This is a genomic window from Curtobacterium pomorum (assembly GCF_044497295.1).
Taxonomy (GTDB): Bacteria; Actinomycetota; Actinomycetes; order Actinomycetales; family Microbacteriaceae; genus Curtobacterium.
The window spans coordinates 2,797,559-2,810,607 of sequence record NZ_CP172409.1 but is presented as its reverse complement, the minus strand read 5'-3'; the positions used below and the strand labels follow the sequence as shown (position 1 = coordinate 2,810,607).

General features: G+C 69.6%; 15 protein-coding genes and 4 tRNA genes. 14 read left to right on the top strand and 5 right to left on the bottom strand.

Features of this window, described 5'->3' with window-relative positions:
- Window positions 1-58: 58 nt before the first annotated feature.
- Together cls and ACGH48_RS13325 are read right to left on the bottom strand one after the other, a co-directional pair.
- A complete protein-coding gene (gene cls, locus ACGH48_RS13330) occupies window positions 59-1,519 on the bottom strand; it encodes a cardiolipin synthase (RefSeq protein WP_123313842.1) in 1,461 nt (486 codons plus the stop codon).
- Between the two features lie 42 nt (window positions 1,520-1,561).
- Entirely contained in the window at window positions 1,562-2,050 is a 489-nt protein-coding gene (locus ACGH48_RS13325) for a YajQ family cyclic di-GMP-binding protein (protein WP_123313841.1), read from the bottom strand.
- A gap of 137 nt (window positions 2,051-2,187) precedes the next feature.
- Here ACGH48_RS13325 and ACGH48_RS13320 point away from each other — a divergent pair.
- The 5 genes from ACGH48_RS13320 to ACGH48_RS13300 all read left to right on the top strand — a co-directional run bounded on the left by ACGH48_RS13320 (window position 2,188) and on the right by ACGH48_RS13300 (window position 4,789).
- Window positions 2,188-2,272, top strand: a tRNA-Tyr gene (locus ACGH48_RS13320).
- A gap of 57 nt (window positions 2,273-2,329) precedes the next feature.
- Window positions 2,330-3,151 carry an inositol monophosphatase family protein gene (locus tag ACGH48_RS13315; protein ID WP_396288923.1) on the top strand — a complete coding sequence of 274 codons (822 nt, stop codon included), beginning with the start codon at window positions 2,330-2,332 and terminating at the stop codon, window positions 3,149-3,151.
- Window positions 3,152-3,300: 149 nt separating this feature from the next.
- Window positions 3,301-4,518, top strand: coding sequence for a peptidoglycan DD-metalloendopeptidase family protein (locus ACGH48_RS13310; RefSeq protein WP_396288922.1), 1,218 nt, complete (start codon window positions 3,301-3,303; stop codon window positions 4,516-4,518).
- 93 nt (window positions 4,519-4,611) lie between these two features.
- A tRNA-Thr gene (locus ACGH48_RS13305) sits at window positions 4,612-4,683 on the top strand.
- A 32-nt stretch (window positions 4,684-4,715) separates the two neighbouring features.
- Window positions 4,716-4,789: transfer RNA gene (locus ACGH48_RS13300), tRNA-Met, on the top strand.
- A gap of 70 nt (window positions 4,790-4,859) precedes the next feature.
- Here the strand turns inward: ACGH48_RS13300 and ACGH48_RS13295 are convergent.
- Window positions 4,860-5,258, bottom strand: a complete 399-nt coding sequence (locus tag ACGH48_RS13295) for a hypothetical protein (protein ID WP_396288921.1) — start codon at window positions 5,256-5,258, stop codon at window positions 4,860-4,862.
- 129 nt (window positions 5,259-5,387) lie between these two features.
- On the opposite strand from ACGH48_RS13295, the gene ACGH48_RS13290 reads away from it, so the two are divergent.
- The 3 genes from ACGH48_RS13290 to ACGH48_RS13280 are packed head-to-tail and all read left to right on the top strand — an operon-like array spanning window position 5,388 to window position 7,290.
- Entirely contained in the window at window positions 5,388-5,837 is a 450-nt protein-coding gene (locus ACGH48_RS13290) for a MaoC family dehydratase N-terminal domain-containing protein (RefSeq protein WP_396288920.1), read from the top strand.
- Window positions 5,834-6,259 (top strand): MaoC/PaaZ C-terminal domain-containing protein, encoded by a 426-nt coding sequence (locus ACGH48_RS13285; RefSeq protein WP_123292107.1) that lies wholly within the window; start codon window positions 5,834-5,836, stop codon window positions 6,257-6,259. The genes ACGH48_RS13290 and ACGH48_RS13285 overlap by 4 nt, the downstream gene beginning before the upstream one ends.
- A gap of 14 nt (window positions 6,260-6,273) precedes the next feature.
- Complete coding sequence (locus tag ACGH48_RS13280) at window positions 6,274-7,290, top strand: UDP-N-acetylmuramate dehydrogenase (RefSeq protein WP_396288919.1); 1,017 nt, start codon at window positions 6,274-6,276, stop codon at window positions 7,288-7,290.
- 85 nt (window positions 7,291-7,375) lie between these two features.
- Here ACGH48_RS13280 and ACGH48_RS13275 read toward each other — a convergent pair whose 3' ends face one another.
- Complete coding sequence (locus ACGH48_RS13275; RefSeq protein ID WP_396288918.1) at window positions 7,376-8,626, bottom strand: pyridoxal phosphate-dependent aminotransferase; 1,251 nt, start codon at window positions 8,624-8,626, stop codon at window positions 7,376-7,378.
- A 111-nt stretch (window positions 8,627-8,737) separates the two neighbouring features.
- On the opposite strand from ACGH48_RS13275, the gene ACGH48_RS13270 reads away from it, so the two are divergent.
- From ACGH48_RS13270 to ACGH48_RS13245, 6 genes are all read left to right on the top strand, one after another.
- Window positions 8,738-8,810: transfer RNA gene (locus ACGH48_RS13270), tRNA-Trp, on the top strand.
- A gap of 35 nt (window positions 8,811-8,845) precedes the next feature.
- Window positions 8,846-9,109 carry a preprotein translocase subunit SecE gene (gene secE / locus ACGH48_RS13265; protein WP_228504884.1) on the top strand — a complete coding sequence of 88 codons (264 nt, stop codon included), beginning with the start codon at window positions 8,846-8,848 and terminating at the stop codon, window positions 9,107-9,109.
- 119 nt (window positions 9,110-9,228) lie between these two features.
- Window positions 9,229-10,242 carry a transcription termination/antitermination protein NusG gene (nusG, locus tag ACGH48_RS13260; protein WP_123313835.1) on the top strand — a complete coding sequence of 338 codons (1,014 nt, stop codon included), beginning with the start codon at window positions 9,229-9,231 and terminating at the stop codon, window positions 10,240-10,242.
- Between the two features lie 144 nt (window positions 10,243-10,386).
- Window positions 10,387-10,818 (top strand): 50S ribosomal protein L11, encoded by a 432-nt coding sequence (gene rplK / locus ACGH48_RS13255; protein ID WP_022906459.1) that lies wholly within the window; start codon window positions 10,387-10,389, stop codon window positions 10,816-10,818.
- Window positions 10,819-10,908: 90 nt separating this feature from the next.
- Complete coding sequence (gene rplA / locus ACGH48_RS13250) at window positions 10,909-11,598, top strand: 50S ribosomal protein L1 (protein ID WP_111084260.1); 690 nt, start codon at window positions 10,909-10,911, stop codon at window positions 11,596-11,598.
- Window positions 11,599-11,728: 130 nt separating this feature from the next.
- The gene (locus ACGH48_RS13245) at window positions 11,729-12,337 is read left to right on the top strand and encodes a Pr6Pr family membrane protein (RefSeq protein WP_123313834.1); all 609 of its coding nucleotides are present in this window, start codon (window positions 11,729-11,731) and stop codon (window positions 12,335-12,337) included.
- A gap of 9 nt (window positions 12,338-12,346) precedes the next feature.
- Here the strand turns inward: ACGH48_RS13245 and ACGH48_RS13240 are convergent, their stop codons facing one another.
- Entirely contained in the window at window positions 12,347-13,030 is a 684-nt protein-coding gene (locus ACGH48_RS13240; protein WP_396288917.1) for a YqaJ viral recombinase family protein, read from the bottom strand.
- Between the last annotated feature and the right edge of the window lie 19 nt (window positions 13,031-13,049).

Below are 13,049 nucleotides of genomic sequence, written 5' to 3'. Positions count from 1 at the left end.
CCGCGCCTCCTGGCCGACGGCGCGACGGCGTGACAGCGCGACGGCGCGACAGCGTCCGCTACTGCAGCGCTGCCGTGAGCCGCGCGACGTTGTCGAGCACCTTGGACCGGCGCGGGCGGTCGACCCACTCGTCGAGCGTGAGCTCGAAGCTGTGCTCCTTGTAGGCGTCCTGCACGGCGCGCAACGCATCGACGAAGCGGTGGCCGCGCACCATCACGGAGACCTCGAGGTTCAGGCTGAACGAGCGCATGTCCATGTTGCTCGACCCGATCACCGACACCTCGTCGTCGATGGTGAAGTGCTTGGCGTGCAGGATCACCGGTGCCCGGTACAGCCAGATCTTGACGCCGGCGCGGAGCAGGCCCTCGTAGTACGAGCGTTGCGCGTGCCACGTCATCGCGTGGTCGCCCATCTCGCCGACGAAGAGCTCGACCTCGACGCCGCGCTGGGCGGTCGTCGTGATGGCGTACAGCATCGAGTCGTCCGGGACGAAGTACGGCGAGGTGATCGACACCTTCTTCTGCGCCGAGTAGAGCAGCGCGTTGAACAGGCGCAGGTTGTTCTCACCGTCGAACCCCGGCCCGGACGGCACCACCTGGCAGTCGAGGGCGTCACCGCGGTCGGCTCGTTGCACGGGGTCGCTCTCGCGCAGCAGCAGTTCGTCGGTCTCGCTGTACCAGTCGGTGACGAACAGGGCGTTCAGTCCCGCGACGACCGGTCCCTCGAACCGGGCGAAGAGGTCCTTGTAGACCATGCCCTTCTCGATGTGGGACTTGATGTCGTACGACGCGTCGATCAGGTTCTGCGACCCGGTGAACGCGACCGAGCCGTCGATGACCATGATCTTCCGGTGGTTGCGCAGGTCGGGGCGCTGGAACTTTCCCTGCAGTGGCAGCAGCGGGAGCATGAGGTGCCACTCGATGCCGGCGCGGTCCATGAACGCCAGCGTGTCCTTGTAGCCGGGGTACCCGCGGCTCGCCCAGTGGTCGAGCAGGAAGCGGACGGTGACGCCGCGGGCCTGCGCGCGGGCGAGCGCGTCGAAGAACGGCCGGGTCGTGTCGTCGAGTGTCGCGATGTAGAACTCGACGTGCACGAACCGACGCGACTGGTCGATCGCCCGGGTCATCTCGGCGATCGACTCCTCCGAGTCGGGGTAGAGCTCGGCCGAGTTCCCGCCGACCAGCGGCATGGCGCCGAGTTCGCGGTTCAGCGTCGTGATGCTCTCGAGCCAGAGCGGCCACGGGTGGTCACGGCGCACGCGTTCGATGCCCTCGGTCTGCTCGAGGATGTACGCGTTGATCTCGGTCTGCTTCTCACGCCGGGCACGCGGCAGCTTCGTCGACCCGATGACCAGGAAGACGATGAAGCCGATGTAGGGGATGAGGAAGATCGCCAGCAACCAGGCCGTCGCGGTCTGCGGCTTCCGGTTGATCGGGACGTAGATGATCGAGAAGGCGCGGATCGCCAGGTCCAGCAGGACGGCCAGGACGGTGATCGCGACGGTGAGCCAGTGCTCCACGGGGTGCCGGTGTCGGGTTCGGGTGTCGTTCGACGCCGCGCGTCAGCGGAAGTTGATGTACTGCAACGGGACGTCGAACTCTTCACCCTTGAGGAGCTGGATCGTGTTCTGCAGGTCGTCACGGCTCTTCGAGGAGACCCGCAGTTCGTCGCCCTGGATCTGGCTCTTCACGGTCTTGGGGGCGTTCGCCCGCAGGAACGCGCCGATCTTCTTGGCGACGTCCTGCTCGATGCCGTTCTTGAACTTCACCTCGATGCGGTACTCCTTGCCCGAGGGGTACGGGTCGCCGGCGTCGAGGCTCTTCAGGCTGATGTTGCGCTTGATCGCCTTGCTCTGCAGGACGTCGAGGACGGCCTTGGCGCGCTCTTCCGAGTTCGCCTTGATGAGGACGTCGTCACCGCTGAAGGCGACCGACGCGTCCGCGCCCTTGAAGTCGTACCGCTGCTCGATCTCCTTGGCCGCCTGGTTGAGGGCGTTCTCCGCCTCCATCTTGTCGACCTTGCTGACCACGTCGAAGGAACTGTCTGCCATGCCGGACAGCCTAACGGCGGACAGGAGGCCCGGTTCCGGTCGCGCGGATCGGCTCACGGTGGTCACGACCACCGTTCCGGATCCGCTATGCTTTTGTGCGCGCCTTCGGTTGGTGATCACACCGGCTGGGTGCGCATGGCAAGTTACCCAAGCGGCCAAAGGGATCTGACTGTAAATCAGCCGGCGTAGCCTTCGGGGGTTCGAATCCCTCACTTGCCACCACCTGGAAGCCCCGTCCGATCCGGACGGGGCTTTCGTCGTCACTGGCAGGATCGGTGCATGGCATCCGACCGCACACCGTCCCAGTTCGCCGACCTCGCCGAGACGATCGCACGCGAGGCGGCCGCGCTCGCCGCACGACGACGTGCCGAGGGGGTCGAGGTCGCCGACCGCAAGTCGAGCATCGTCGACGTGGTCACCGCGGCGGATCGCGAGGTCGAGGCGCTCATCCGCACCCGGATCGCCGAGGCCCGGCCGGACGACGCGTTCCACGGTGAGGAGTCGGGTTCGGCGTCGGGGGAGTCGGGCATCACGTGGGTCGTCGACCCGATCGACGGCACCGTCAACTACCTGTACGGCAGCGCCGAGTACGGCGTGAGCATCGGGGTCGTGCGCGGCTCCGCCGACCCGACGACGTGGGAGCCCGTCGCGGGTGTCGTGGTCGCCCCGGCCACCGGGGTCGTGTTCCGCGCCGCGGCCGGGCAGGGCGCCACCCGTGACGGCGTCCCCCTGTCCGTCAGCGCTCCCGCCTCGCTCGCCGAGACGCTCGTGGCGACGGGCTTCGGGTACACGGCAGACCGGCGGCGTGAGCAGGTGGCCGTGCTCGGCGGGCTCATCGGCGAGGTACGCGACATCCGACGCGGGGGAGCGGCGTCGCTCGACTGCTGCGCGGTCGGTGCCGGGATCGTCGACGCCTACTACGAGCGCGGGATCAACCCGTGGGACATGGCCGGCGGCTCCGTCGTCGCGCACGAGGCCGGGGCGTCGGTCCGCATCTGGGAAGCGGGTGGCACCCGTTCCTTCCTGTTCGCGAGCCCCGCGGTGGCCGACGACCTCGAGGCCCTGCTGCGCGGACTGGAAGCCGGGGCACTCGACGCCTGAGCCCCGGACGGTCCCTCGGTCTGGGGGTCCCCGGTGGACATGACCACGACTGGCGACGTGCGACGACGTTTGCTACCGTGCTCAGGTCCCGTTATCTGCTCGTTACCAACGAGCGCCCTCCTTCCCCGATCAGGATCGCCACCGCACGCATGCCCCACTCTCCACTGACGTCCGTCCCCACCGGTCCCGTCGACGCCGCCACCCCGGTCGTCCACCTGACCCGACGAGCACGGATCGAGGCGGAGCGAGCGGCTGCGAAGGGTGCTCCCGTCACGCAGGACCACACGCAGGACGTCGCACCCGACAGCGCCGCGCGCCCGTCGTTCGACGAGGTCGTCGGGGTGACCACGCCGTCGTCCGCCGCTGCTCCGGTGTCCCCGATCGACCTCGCGCCGGCGTCGCCCGCGCTGCCGGAGTCGGCGGTCCGACCTGCATCGCGCATCACGACGCCGCCGGCCCCCACGTCACCGGACGTCCGCGCCACCGCACCGCGCACCGTGCCCGCTGCCGCTCCGTCCTCCGCTGCACCGCAGCCCCGTCGGGTCATCGGCCAGGTCCCGGCCTCCCGTCGGCGCACTGGCCGTGCGGCGTCCGCCGTGCAGGTCGACCGGGCCACCCGGCACATCAATACGAGCCGCACCACCGCGCCGGCCCCCACCGCTCGCAAGCAGGGTGCCTCGTTCCGCCGTGCCGCGTCGCGCGTGACGGCCGTCGGTGCGCTCCTCTTCGTCGCCGGGCTCGTCGTCTCGACGTCGTTGCCCGCCCAGGCGCTCTACGTGCCGGAGACCGGCTCCACCGCGGTCCGGTCGACGGCGAACGGTGCGACCCAGTCGATGAGCGTCAGCGCAGCAGCCGACGGTTCGACGACCCGCGACCAGTACACGGTGTCCGACGCCACGCAGTACAAGAACGTCGACGCCTCGAGCTTCACGAACGACCCGACCGGCACGATCCAGTGGCCGTTCCTCACCGGGGTCCCGATCACGTCGGGCTTCGGCGGTCGCCAGGTCGCCGGCTGCTCGTTCTGCTCGACGAACCACATGGGCGTCGACTTCGCCCCCGGCGAGGGCACCCCGATCCGTGTCATCGCCGCCGGCACCGTCATCAAGGTGCAGGCGAACGACGGCGGTTTCGGCAACGACGTCTGGGTCGAGCACGACGTCGACGGCAAGCAGTTCGTCAGCGTGTACGGCCACATGGAGGACAACTCCTTCAAGGTGGTCACCGGTCAGCAGATCGAGGTCGGTGACGAGCTCGGCCTCGTGGGCAGCACGGGCAACTCCACGGGCCCGCACCTGCACCTCGAAGTGCACGTCGACGGCGTCCCCGTGGACCCGCTGGCGTGGCTCCAGACCAACGCGAACTAGCGGTCGCCGGCGCGGCACGCCCGGGCGTCTCGCCCGGTTCCGGAGCAGCGTCGGAGGTCTGCTATCCTCGTGTGGTGCCGTTCGCGGCACATCGCCCCGATAGCTCAGTGGTAGAGCACCTCCATGGTAAGGAGGGGGTCGTCAGTTCAATCCTGACTCGGGGCTCCGACCCGGTGCGCGTGTCGCTCCGGATCTCTGGCGGGGTAGCTCAGTTGGTTAGAGCACACGACTCATAATCGTGGGGTCGCGGGTTCAAGTCCCGCCCTCGCTACAGCAAGCCCGGCGATCTGTTCGCCGGGCTTTCGTCGTTCCCGGGCCTCCCGTCCGCCCCGTGACCGGGACTACAGCGCGGAGTTCGACCCGGTTCCGGTCCGCGCCTGCAACACGCCGGCGGACCGCAGCGCACGCTCGACCGACGCGCTCACCTCGTGCCAAGCCGCTCGTCGCCGGCTCGCGCCGATGCTGCCGCCGGAGACGGCCGTCCCGTGTCCGCTGTGCCGGAGCGTGATGGTGGTGGACGCCCCCGTGACGGTCGTCGACAGCTCGTAGCGCCGGAACTCGCGGGACGGGTGCACGAGCGCGCCGAGCAGGATCGTCAGCAGCCGGTTGCCGGTCGTCGCGGTGAGGGTCCCACCGGTCGACTCGACGTGGTGTCCCGTGGTGCGGAGCGCCGCGGCGGCGACCTCCATCGCGGTGCAGCGGTCGCCCGTGTGCACGGCGAACTCGGTCCTGCTGTCCATCGGTGCTCCCCCGTCCCCTGATCCGGTGTCGACACCGGACCGCCGGTTCCCCCGAACCGACGCGGCAAGCCTAGCCGATGCATCCTCAGCATCGACAGGCCCCAGGACGGGCGTCGGTAGACTGCCGACGTGTCAGTGAACCCCGAGCTCGTCGGCAGGACGTTCCCGTCGGCCCAGCCCTACCTGGTCGGTCGCGAGAAGGTGCGCGAGTTCTCGCGCGCGGTGTTCGCGACCAACCCCGTCCACCACGAACCCGATGCGGCCCGTGCCGCCGGGTACGCCGACGTCGTCGCCCCGCCGACCTTCGCGGTCGTCGTGCAGGAAGCCACGCTCGCGCAGCTCCTGGCCGAGCCGGACGCCGGCATCGACTTCTCCCGCGTCGTGCACGGCGAGCAGTCCTTCACCTACGACCGGCCCATCGTGGCCGGCGACGAACTCACCGCGACCCTGACCGTCACGAGCGTGAAGACGCTCGGCGGCAACGCGATGGTCACGGCCCAGAGCACCATGAACGACGCCGCGGGGGAGCACGTCGTCACGGCGACGTCGACCCTCGTGGTCCGAGGAGACGACGCATGACCGCCGCACCAGCCACCGCGATCGAGGTCGGCACGGTGGTCGCCGAGCGCGAGGTGCACGTCACCCGCGACTCGCTCGTCCGCTACGCCGGCGCCTCCGGTGACTTCAACCCGATCCACTACCGCGACGACGTCGCCGCCTCGGTCGGGCTGCCCGGCGTGCTCGCGCACGGCATGCTCACGATGGGCCTCGCGGTGCAGCCGGTGTCCGAGTGGCTCGGTGACAGCGGCTGGGTCGCGGGTTACGGCGTCCGCTTCACCCGCCCCGTCGTCGTGGACCCCGAGCAGGGCGCGACCATCGGCATCGTCGCGAAGGTCGGGACCGTCGACGACGACGGCCGACCGAAGCGCATCGACCTCACCGTGACCGCCGGCGGGCAGACCGTGCTCGGCAAGGCGCAGGTCACGGTGGCGTTCCGCTGACCGTGCACGAGCCGGTGCTCGCCGACCTCACGACGCTCGGCGTCGGCGGTCCGGCCACGCGGCTGCTGACGGCCACGACGACCGAGGAGCTCGTCGCCCACACGCGTGCGGCGTGGGACGACCACGAGTGGCTCGTCCTCGGTGGCGGCAGCAACCTGCTGGTCGCCGACTCGGGCTTCGACGGCACCGTCGTCCTGGTCCGCACCTCGGGCGTGGAGGCCGACGCCGACGCCGACGCCGTCACCGTCCGTGTCGCGGCCGGTGAACCCTGGGACGCGTTCGTCGCCACCACCGTCGCGAACGGCTGGACCGGTCTGGAGGCCCTCAGCGGCATCCCGGGCACCGTCGGCGCCGCCCCCGTGCAGAACATCGGCGCCTACGGGGTCGAGCTCTCCGACGTGCTCACCCGGGTCGAGTTCCTCGATGCGGCCACTGGGGAGCGCACGTGGGTCCCCGCGGCCGAGCTGGCGCTCGGCTACCGCACGTCGACCCTCAAGCACGGACGTCGCGGTGTCGTGCTGACGGTCGAGTTCCGGCTCGGCACGGCGGGCGAGCACGGCGTGCCGGTGCGGTACGCCCAGCTCGCCGGTTCGCTCGGGGTCGACCTCGGTGCCCTCGTGGAGCCGACCACGGTCCGCGACGAGGTCCTGCGGCTCCGCGCCTCGAAGGGCATGGTGCTCGACGCCGACGACCGGGACACCTGGAGCGCCGGGTCCTTCTTCACGAACCCGATCGTGTCCGCGGCCTTCGCCGAGACGCTGCCCGCCGATGCGCCACGGTGGCCGGCTGGTGACGACGTCAAGCTCAGCGCCGCCTGGCTCATCGAGCAGGCCGGGGTGCACCGCGGCTACGCCGTGCCGGGCTCGCGGGCGGCGATCTCGTCGAAGCACACCCTCGCGCTGACGAACCGCGGCGGAGCGACGGCCGCCCAGGTGGCGGAGCTCGCGCGGTACGTGCAGGTGACCGTCCTGAACCGCTTCGGGGTCTCGCTCGTGCCGGAGCCCGTCGTGGTGGGCGACCTGCTCGACTGAGGACGCCCACGCGACGCGCCACGGGCCTCCCGGACGTGCGAACGGGCCACCTCGACGAGGTGGCCCGTTCCGTGGTGCGTGGGGTCTACGCGAAGAACCGCGCCAGACGGGCGACGCCCTCGGCGATGTCGTCGTCGCCGAGGGCGTACGACAGCCGCAGGTAGCCCGAGGGTCCGAAGGCCTCGCCCGGGACGACCGCGACCTCGGCGTGCTCGAGGATCAGGTCGGCCAGCTCGAGGGTCGTCGTCGGGGTCGAGCCCGCCCACTCGCGGCCGAGCAGTGCGGTGACGTCCGGGTAGACGTAGAAGGCGCCCTGCGGGGTCGGCGTGACGAAGCCCGGGATCGCGTTGAGCCCGGCGACGATGGCCTGGCGACGGCGGTCGAAGGCCTCGCGCATGGCCGCCACCGGCTCCTGTGGCCCGGTGAGGGCGGCGATCGCGGCGCGCTGGGACACGTTCGACACGTTCGACGACAGGTGCGACTGCAGGTTCGACGCAGCCTTGACGGCGTCGGCCGGGCCGATGAACCAGCCGACGCGCCAGCCGGTCATCGCGTAGGTCTTGGCGACGCCGTTGACGAGGATCGTGGTGTCGGCGAGGGCCGGCACGGCGTCGAGGATGCCGGTGAAGCGCAGCCCGTCGTAGACGAGGTCCTGGTAGATCTCGTCGCTGATGACCCAGATGCCGTGTTCGAGCGCCCACTCGCCGATCGCCGCGGTCTGCTCGGCGGTGTACACGGCGCCGGTCGGGTTCGACGGCGAGCAGAACAGCAGCGCCTTCGTCTTCGGGGTGCGCGCGGCCTCGAGCTGCTCGACGGTCACGAGGTACCCCTGGTCGCTGCCGGCGAAGACCTCGACCGGCTCGCCACCGGCCAGGCGAATGGCCTCGGGGTAGGTGGTCCAGTACGGGGCGGGGAGCAGGACCTCGTCCCCGCCGTCGACGATCGTCTGGAACGCCTGGTACACGGCCTGCTTGCCGCCGTTGGTGACGATCACCTGCGACGGGTCGACGGTGATGCCGGACTCGCGTGCGGTCTTGTCGGCGATGGCCTGCTTCAGCTCCGGCAGGCCGGTCGCCGGCGTGTAGCGGTGGTTCTTCGGGTCCTGTGCGGCCTCGACCGCGGCGACGACCACGTGGTCGGGCGTCGCGAAGTCCGGCTCGCCGGCGGCGAAGGAGATGACGGGGCGACCCGCGGCCTTCAGGGCCTTCGCCTTCGCGTCGACCTTGAGCGTCGCGGACTCGGCGATCGCCGCGATGCGGGACGCGATGCGCGGCCGATCGGTCGGCGCGGCGGCGGGGGTTGCGGTGGACTCGGGGCCGGGGGCTGCGGTGCTCACGGGTCCCAGCCTATCGGCGCGGCACGCCGTGGAGGGGGTCAAGTGGACACCGTGTGACGGACTCCCGTACACTCGACCACCGGAACACGATCGGTGACGGACGTGCTCTGAAGGGCGGTGGCTCAATTGGTAGAGCAGCGGTCTCCAAAACCGCAGGTTGCAGGTTCGAGTCCTGTCCGCCCTGCAACTCTGGAAGGGTAGAAGTTGGCGAGCAAAGACATGGAGACGACGGCGGACGACGTCGTCGCCAAGGCGAAGCAGGACCGGGCCGAGCGCCGGGGTCCGATCGCTGCCATCGTGCTCTTCATCCGTCAGGTGATCGGCGAGCTGCGCAAGGTCGTGACGCCGACCCGCAAGGAGCTCTTCAGCTACACGCTGGTCGTGCTCGTCTTCGTCGTCGTGATGATGATCCTGGTGTCGATCCTCGACTTCGTGTTCGGTCTCGGCGTCGGGTACGTCTTCGGCAACGGGCCCACGGCCTGACCCGGACGTCGACTGCCCTGTGCGGCAGTCCCGTGGAGTACGGTCGCCCGAGACGGAGCCGATCGTGACCAGGACCGTCCGCCATCCCGACCCGCACCACCGAACGGAAAGAATCGACTGTGTCTGACTACTCCCGCGACGACATCGACCTCGCGACGGCTGCCGAGCAGTCCTCCGAGGTCGAGGAGAACCAGGAAGGCGACGTCGAGACCGGCGAGGAGCGCTCCGCCGAGTCCGCCGAGGAGCGCGCGATCTCCGTCGAGTCCGAGGACGACGAGTCCCTCGGCATCGACGAGGAGCTCACCGCGCTGCAGGAGTCCAAGGACCCCGAGGCCGACGCCGTCGTCGAGGACGCCCTCGAGATCGACTCCGCCGACGAGGCCGAGGCCGCGGTGGAGGCCGTCGAGGACGAGGAAGAGATCGAACTCGAGTCCGAGACCGCCGAAGAGGCGAACGAGACCCTCGCCGCCGACGAAGCCATCGACGCCGAGGACGACGACGCCGAAGAGGCCGAGGTCGACCCGTACGAGGCCTTCAAGGTCGAGCTGCGGATGAAGCCGGGCAAGTGGTACGTCATCCACTCCTACGCGGGCTTCGAGCGCCGCGTGAAGTCGAACATCGAGAACCGCATGGTGTCGATGTCGATGGAGGACTCGATCTACCAGGTCGAGGTCCCGATGGAGGACGTCGTCGAGATCAAGAACGGGCAGCGCAAGCTGGTCACCCGCGTCCGGATCCCCTCGTACGTGCTCGTCCGCATGGACCTCAACGAGGACTCGTGGTCGGTCGTCCGGCACACTCCCGGCGTCACCGGCTTCGTCGGCAACGCCCACAACCCGACGCCGCTCCGTTTCGACGAGGCGTTCGGCATGCTCAAGTCCCTCGTGCAGGTCGCCGAGGCCGCCCCGACCAAGGGTGGCTCGAAGTCCGGCGGTTCCCTGCAGGCGCAGCCCGCGGCCGAGGTCGACTTCGAGGTCGGCGAGACGATCACCATCAAGGAGGGCTCGTTCGCGGGCCTCCCCGGTTCGATCTCCGAGATCAAGCCGGAGAGCGGCAAGCTCACCGTCCTCGTCTCGCTGTTCGAGCGCGAGACCCCGGTCGAGCTCAGCTTCGACCAGGTCACGAAGCTCTAGTCCAGGTCTGCCCGTTCGGGTAGACTCATCGAGTTTGGGCCCGCACGCCTCGTGCGTGTGGGCCTTCACCGCGGTCCGGAACGGCCGGACCAGCGGGAGAGTGCACGGATCCCCGTGCGTTCGATTCCAGGAGGAAGACAAGTCATGGCACCGAAGAAGAAGGTCACGGGCCTGATCAAGCTGCAGATCAACGCGGGAGCCGCCAACCCGGCCCCGCCGATCGGTCCGGCACTCGGTCAGCACGGCGTCAACATCATGGAGTTCTGCAAGGCGTACAACGCGGCGACCGAGTCGCAGCGTGGCAACGTCGTGCCGGTCGAGATCACCGTCTACGAGGACCGTTCGTTCACGTTCGTCCTCAAGACCCCGCCGGCCGCTGAGCTCATCAAGAAGGCTGCTGGTGTGCAGAAGGGGTCCGCGACCCCGCACACGGTCAAGGTCGCGAAGATCTCGATGGACCAGGTCCGTCAGATCGCCGAGACCAAGCAGGCCGACCTGAACGCCAACGACATCGAGCAGGCCGCGAAGATCATCGCCGGCACCGCACGCTCGATGGGCATCACGGTCGAGGCCTAAGCACCGATCGGGCTCCGGCCCACACCCAGACACCTTTCCGTGGGAGAGCCGCGCCGGCTCGTCAACCACGTATCTCGCAAGGAGACCACCATGGCGAAGAAGTCCAAGGCCTACGAAGCCGCGGCCGCGAAGATCGAGGCCGACAAGTTCTACACCCCGACCGAGGCAGTCGCCCTGGCCAAGGAGACCGGCTCTGCGAAGACCGACTCCACGGTCGAGGTCGCACTGAAGCTCGGCGTCGACCCGCGCAAGGCGGACCAGATGGTCCGTGGCACGGTCATCCTGCCGCACGGCACGGGCAAGACCGCTCGCGTCATCGTGTTCGCGACGGGTGCGGCGGCCGAGGCCGCGATCGCAGCCGGCGCCGACGAGGTCGGTGGCGACGAGCTCATCGCGAAGGTCGCCGAGGGCTACACCGCCTTCGACTCCGCCGTCGCGACGCCCGAGCTCATGGGCAAGGTCGGTCGTCTCGGCAAGGTGCTCGGCCCGCGTGGCCTCATGCCCAACCCGAAGACCGGCACCGTGACCCCGAACGTGGCGCAGGCCGTCAACGACATCAAGGGCGGCAAGATCGAGTTCCGCGTCGACAAGCACGCCAACGTGCACTTCGTCGTCGGCAAGGCCTCGTTCACGCCGGAGCAGCTCGACGAGAACATCTCGACCGCGCTCGAGGAGATCAACCGCCTCAAGCCGAGCTCCTCGAAGGGCCGCTACGTCATGAAGGGCGCCGTCTCGACGACCTTCGGCCCCGGCATCCCGCTGGACGTCAACAGCATCTGAGTCCACTGACTCCGGGTCACTGACCTCCGGGTCACTGACCTCCGGGTCACTGACCCGCAGAAAGGCCCGCACCAGAAACGGTGCGGGCCTTTCCGCATCTGCGGGACCGCGGCCCCGGTAGCGTGGTGGCGTGCGCACCCTCGTCAACTCGCTCCGGTTGATCGCCGTCATCGCCGTGGTCGTGGCGATCGTCGCCCAGTGGCTCGTCAGCTCGGAGACGGCCGCCTACAACCCGTGGAACTTCTTCGGGTACTTCACCATCCAGTCGAACGCCATCATCGCCGTGGCCCTGGCGGTGACCCTCGTCGCGTCGGCTCGGCGGAAGCGCGGTGACCTGCGGGTGAGCCTGCTGCGGGGCGCGGGGACGGTGTACATCGCGACGACGGGCATCGTCTACAACACCCTGCTCACGAACGTCGACGTGTCGGCGAACGTCCAGTGGTCGAACGACGTGCTGCACAAGGTCATCCCCGCGTACGCGGTGCTCGACTGGTTGGTGTTCTCGGACCGGTCGAAGCTGCTCCTCCGCCACGTGTGGTGGTTCCTGATCTACCCGGCGGTGTGGACGATCGTCATCCTGATCCGCGGCGCGACCGACGGCTGGGTGCCGTACCCGTTCCTCGACCCGGCGCAGGGCTACGGCGTCGTGGCGATCTACTGCGTCGGCGTGGGCGTCTCGATCGGGTTGCTCGGCGTGCTGGTCGTGGGGATGAGCCGGCTCCGCCTGGTCAAGGTCTGAGCGGACGGGCTACGAGCGGAAGTCGCGCAGCTTGTCGAGCACCAGGTCGGCGAGCTGGACGAGCCCGCGGATCTGGTCGTCGTCGCGGTCGACCCACCGGCACTCGGGTTCGTCGGCGACGGGGACGAAGCCGTCGTGGCGCTCCCAGACGAACAGGGTGCGGTCGGCGCCGAGCACGTACTGCTGCCACCAGATCTGCCGCAGGTAGTGCCGGGGGATGCTCCGCCAGCCCTTCGCGGTCGTCTTGATCTCGGCCAGCACGATGCGTGAGCCCTGGACACCGACGCCGTCGGGGGTGGCGAGGTGCGCCCGGTTCGCCGCCGCGTGGAACAGGTGCGCCGACGGCTGGATGCCGTGGGTGGCCGCGACCCAGGCGGCGATGTGCGGCTCGCGGTCCTTGCCGTGCTCGGTGAACGCGTTGCCGGAGAACCGTGAGCCGTAGCGCTTCTCGGCGACGACGGCCTCGACCGCGTGGAGCGACGCGAGTCGTGCGACGTCGGTCGCGGTGATGCCCGCGGCGCGGGCGCGGAGCCATGCGAAGCGGTCCGACGAGTGCGCGACGATGCGCTCGGTGTTGCCGCGCAGGGCGGTGAACGCGTCCCGCCCCGGAACCGCGACCGGCGTGGCGGAGGCGGACACGTCCTCCAGACCGGGGTCCGGGTCGCCCCACAGGGTGGGCTGCACGATCGTCACCCGACGATTCTCCCCCCGA

What these genes read in the sequence shown, in the direction of transcription:
- rplA (WP_111084260.1), top strand. Translation starts at nt 10,909, where the DNA reads ATGGCGAAGAAGTCCAAGGCCTACGAAGCCGCGGCCGCGAAGATCGAG.
- ACGH48_RS13315 (WP_396288923.1), top strand. Translation starts at nt 2,330, where the DNA reads ATGGCATCCGACCGCACACCGTCCCAGTTCGCCGACCTCGCCGAGACG.
- ACGH48_RS13325 (WP_123313841.1), bottom strand. Translation starts at nt 2,050, where the DNA reads ATGGCAGACAGTTCCTTCGACGTGGTCAGCAAGGTCGACAAGATGGAG.
- ACGH48_RS13285 (WP_123292107.1), top strand. Translation starts at nt 5,834, where the DNA reads ATGACCGCCGCACCAGCCACCGCGATCGAGGTCGGCACGGTGGTCGCC.
- secE (WP_228504884.1), top strand. Translation starts at nt 8,846, where the DNA reads ATGGAGACGACGGCGGACGACGTCGTCGCCAAGGCGAAGCAGGACCGG.
- ACGH48_RS13310 (WP_396288922.1), top strand. Translation starts at nt 3,301, where the DNA reads ATGCCCCACTCTCCACTGACGTCCGTCCCCACCGGTCCCGTCGACGCC.
- ACGH48_RS13295 (WP_396288921.1), bottom strand. Translation starts at nt 5,258, where the DNA reads ATGGACAGCAGGACCGAGTTCGCCGTGCACACGGGCGACCGCTGCACC.
- rplK (WP_022906459.1), top strand. Translation starts at nt 10,387, where the DNA reads ATGGCACCGAAGAAGAAGGTCACGGGCCTGATCAAGCTGCAGATCAAC.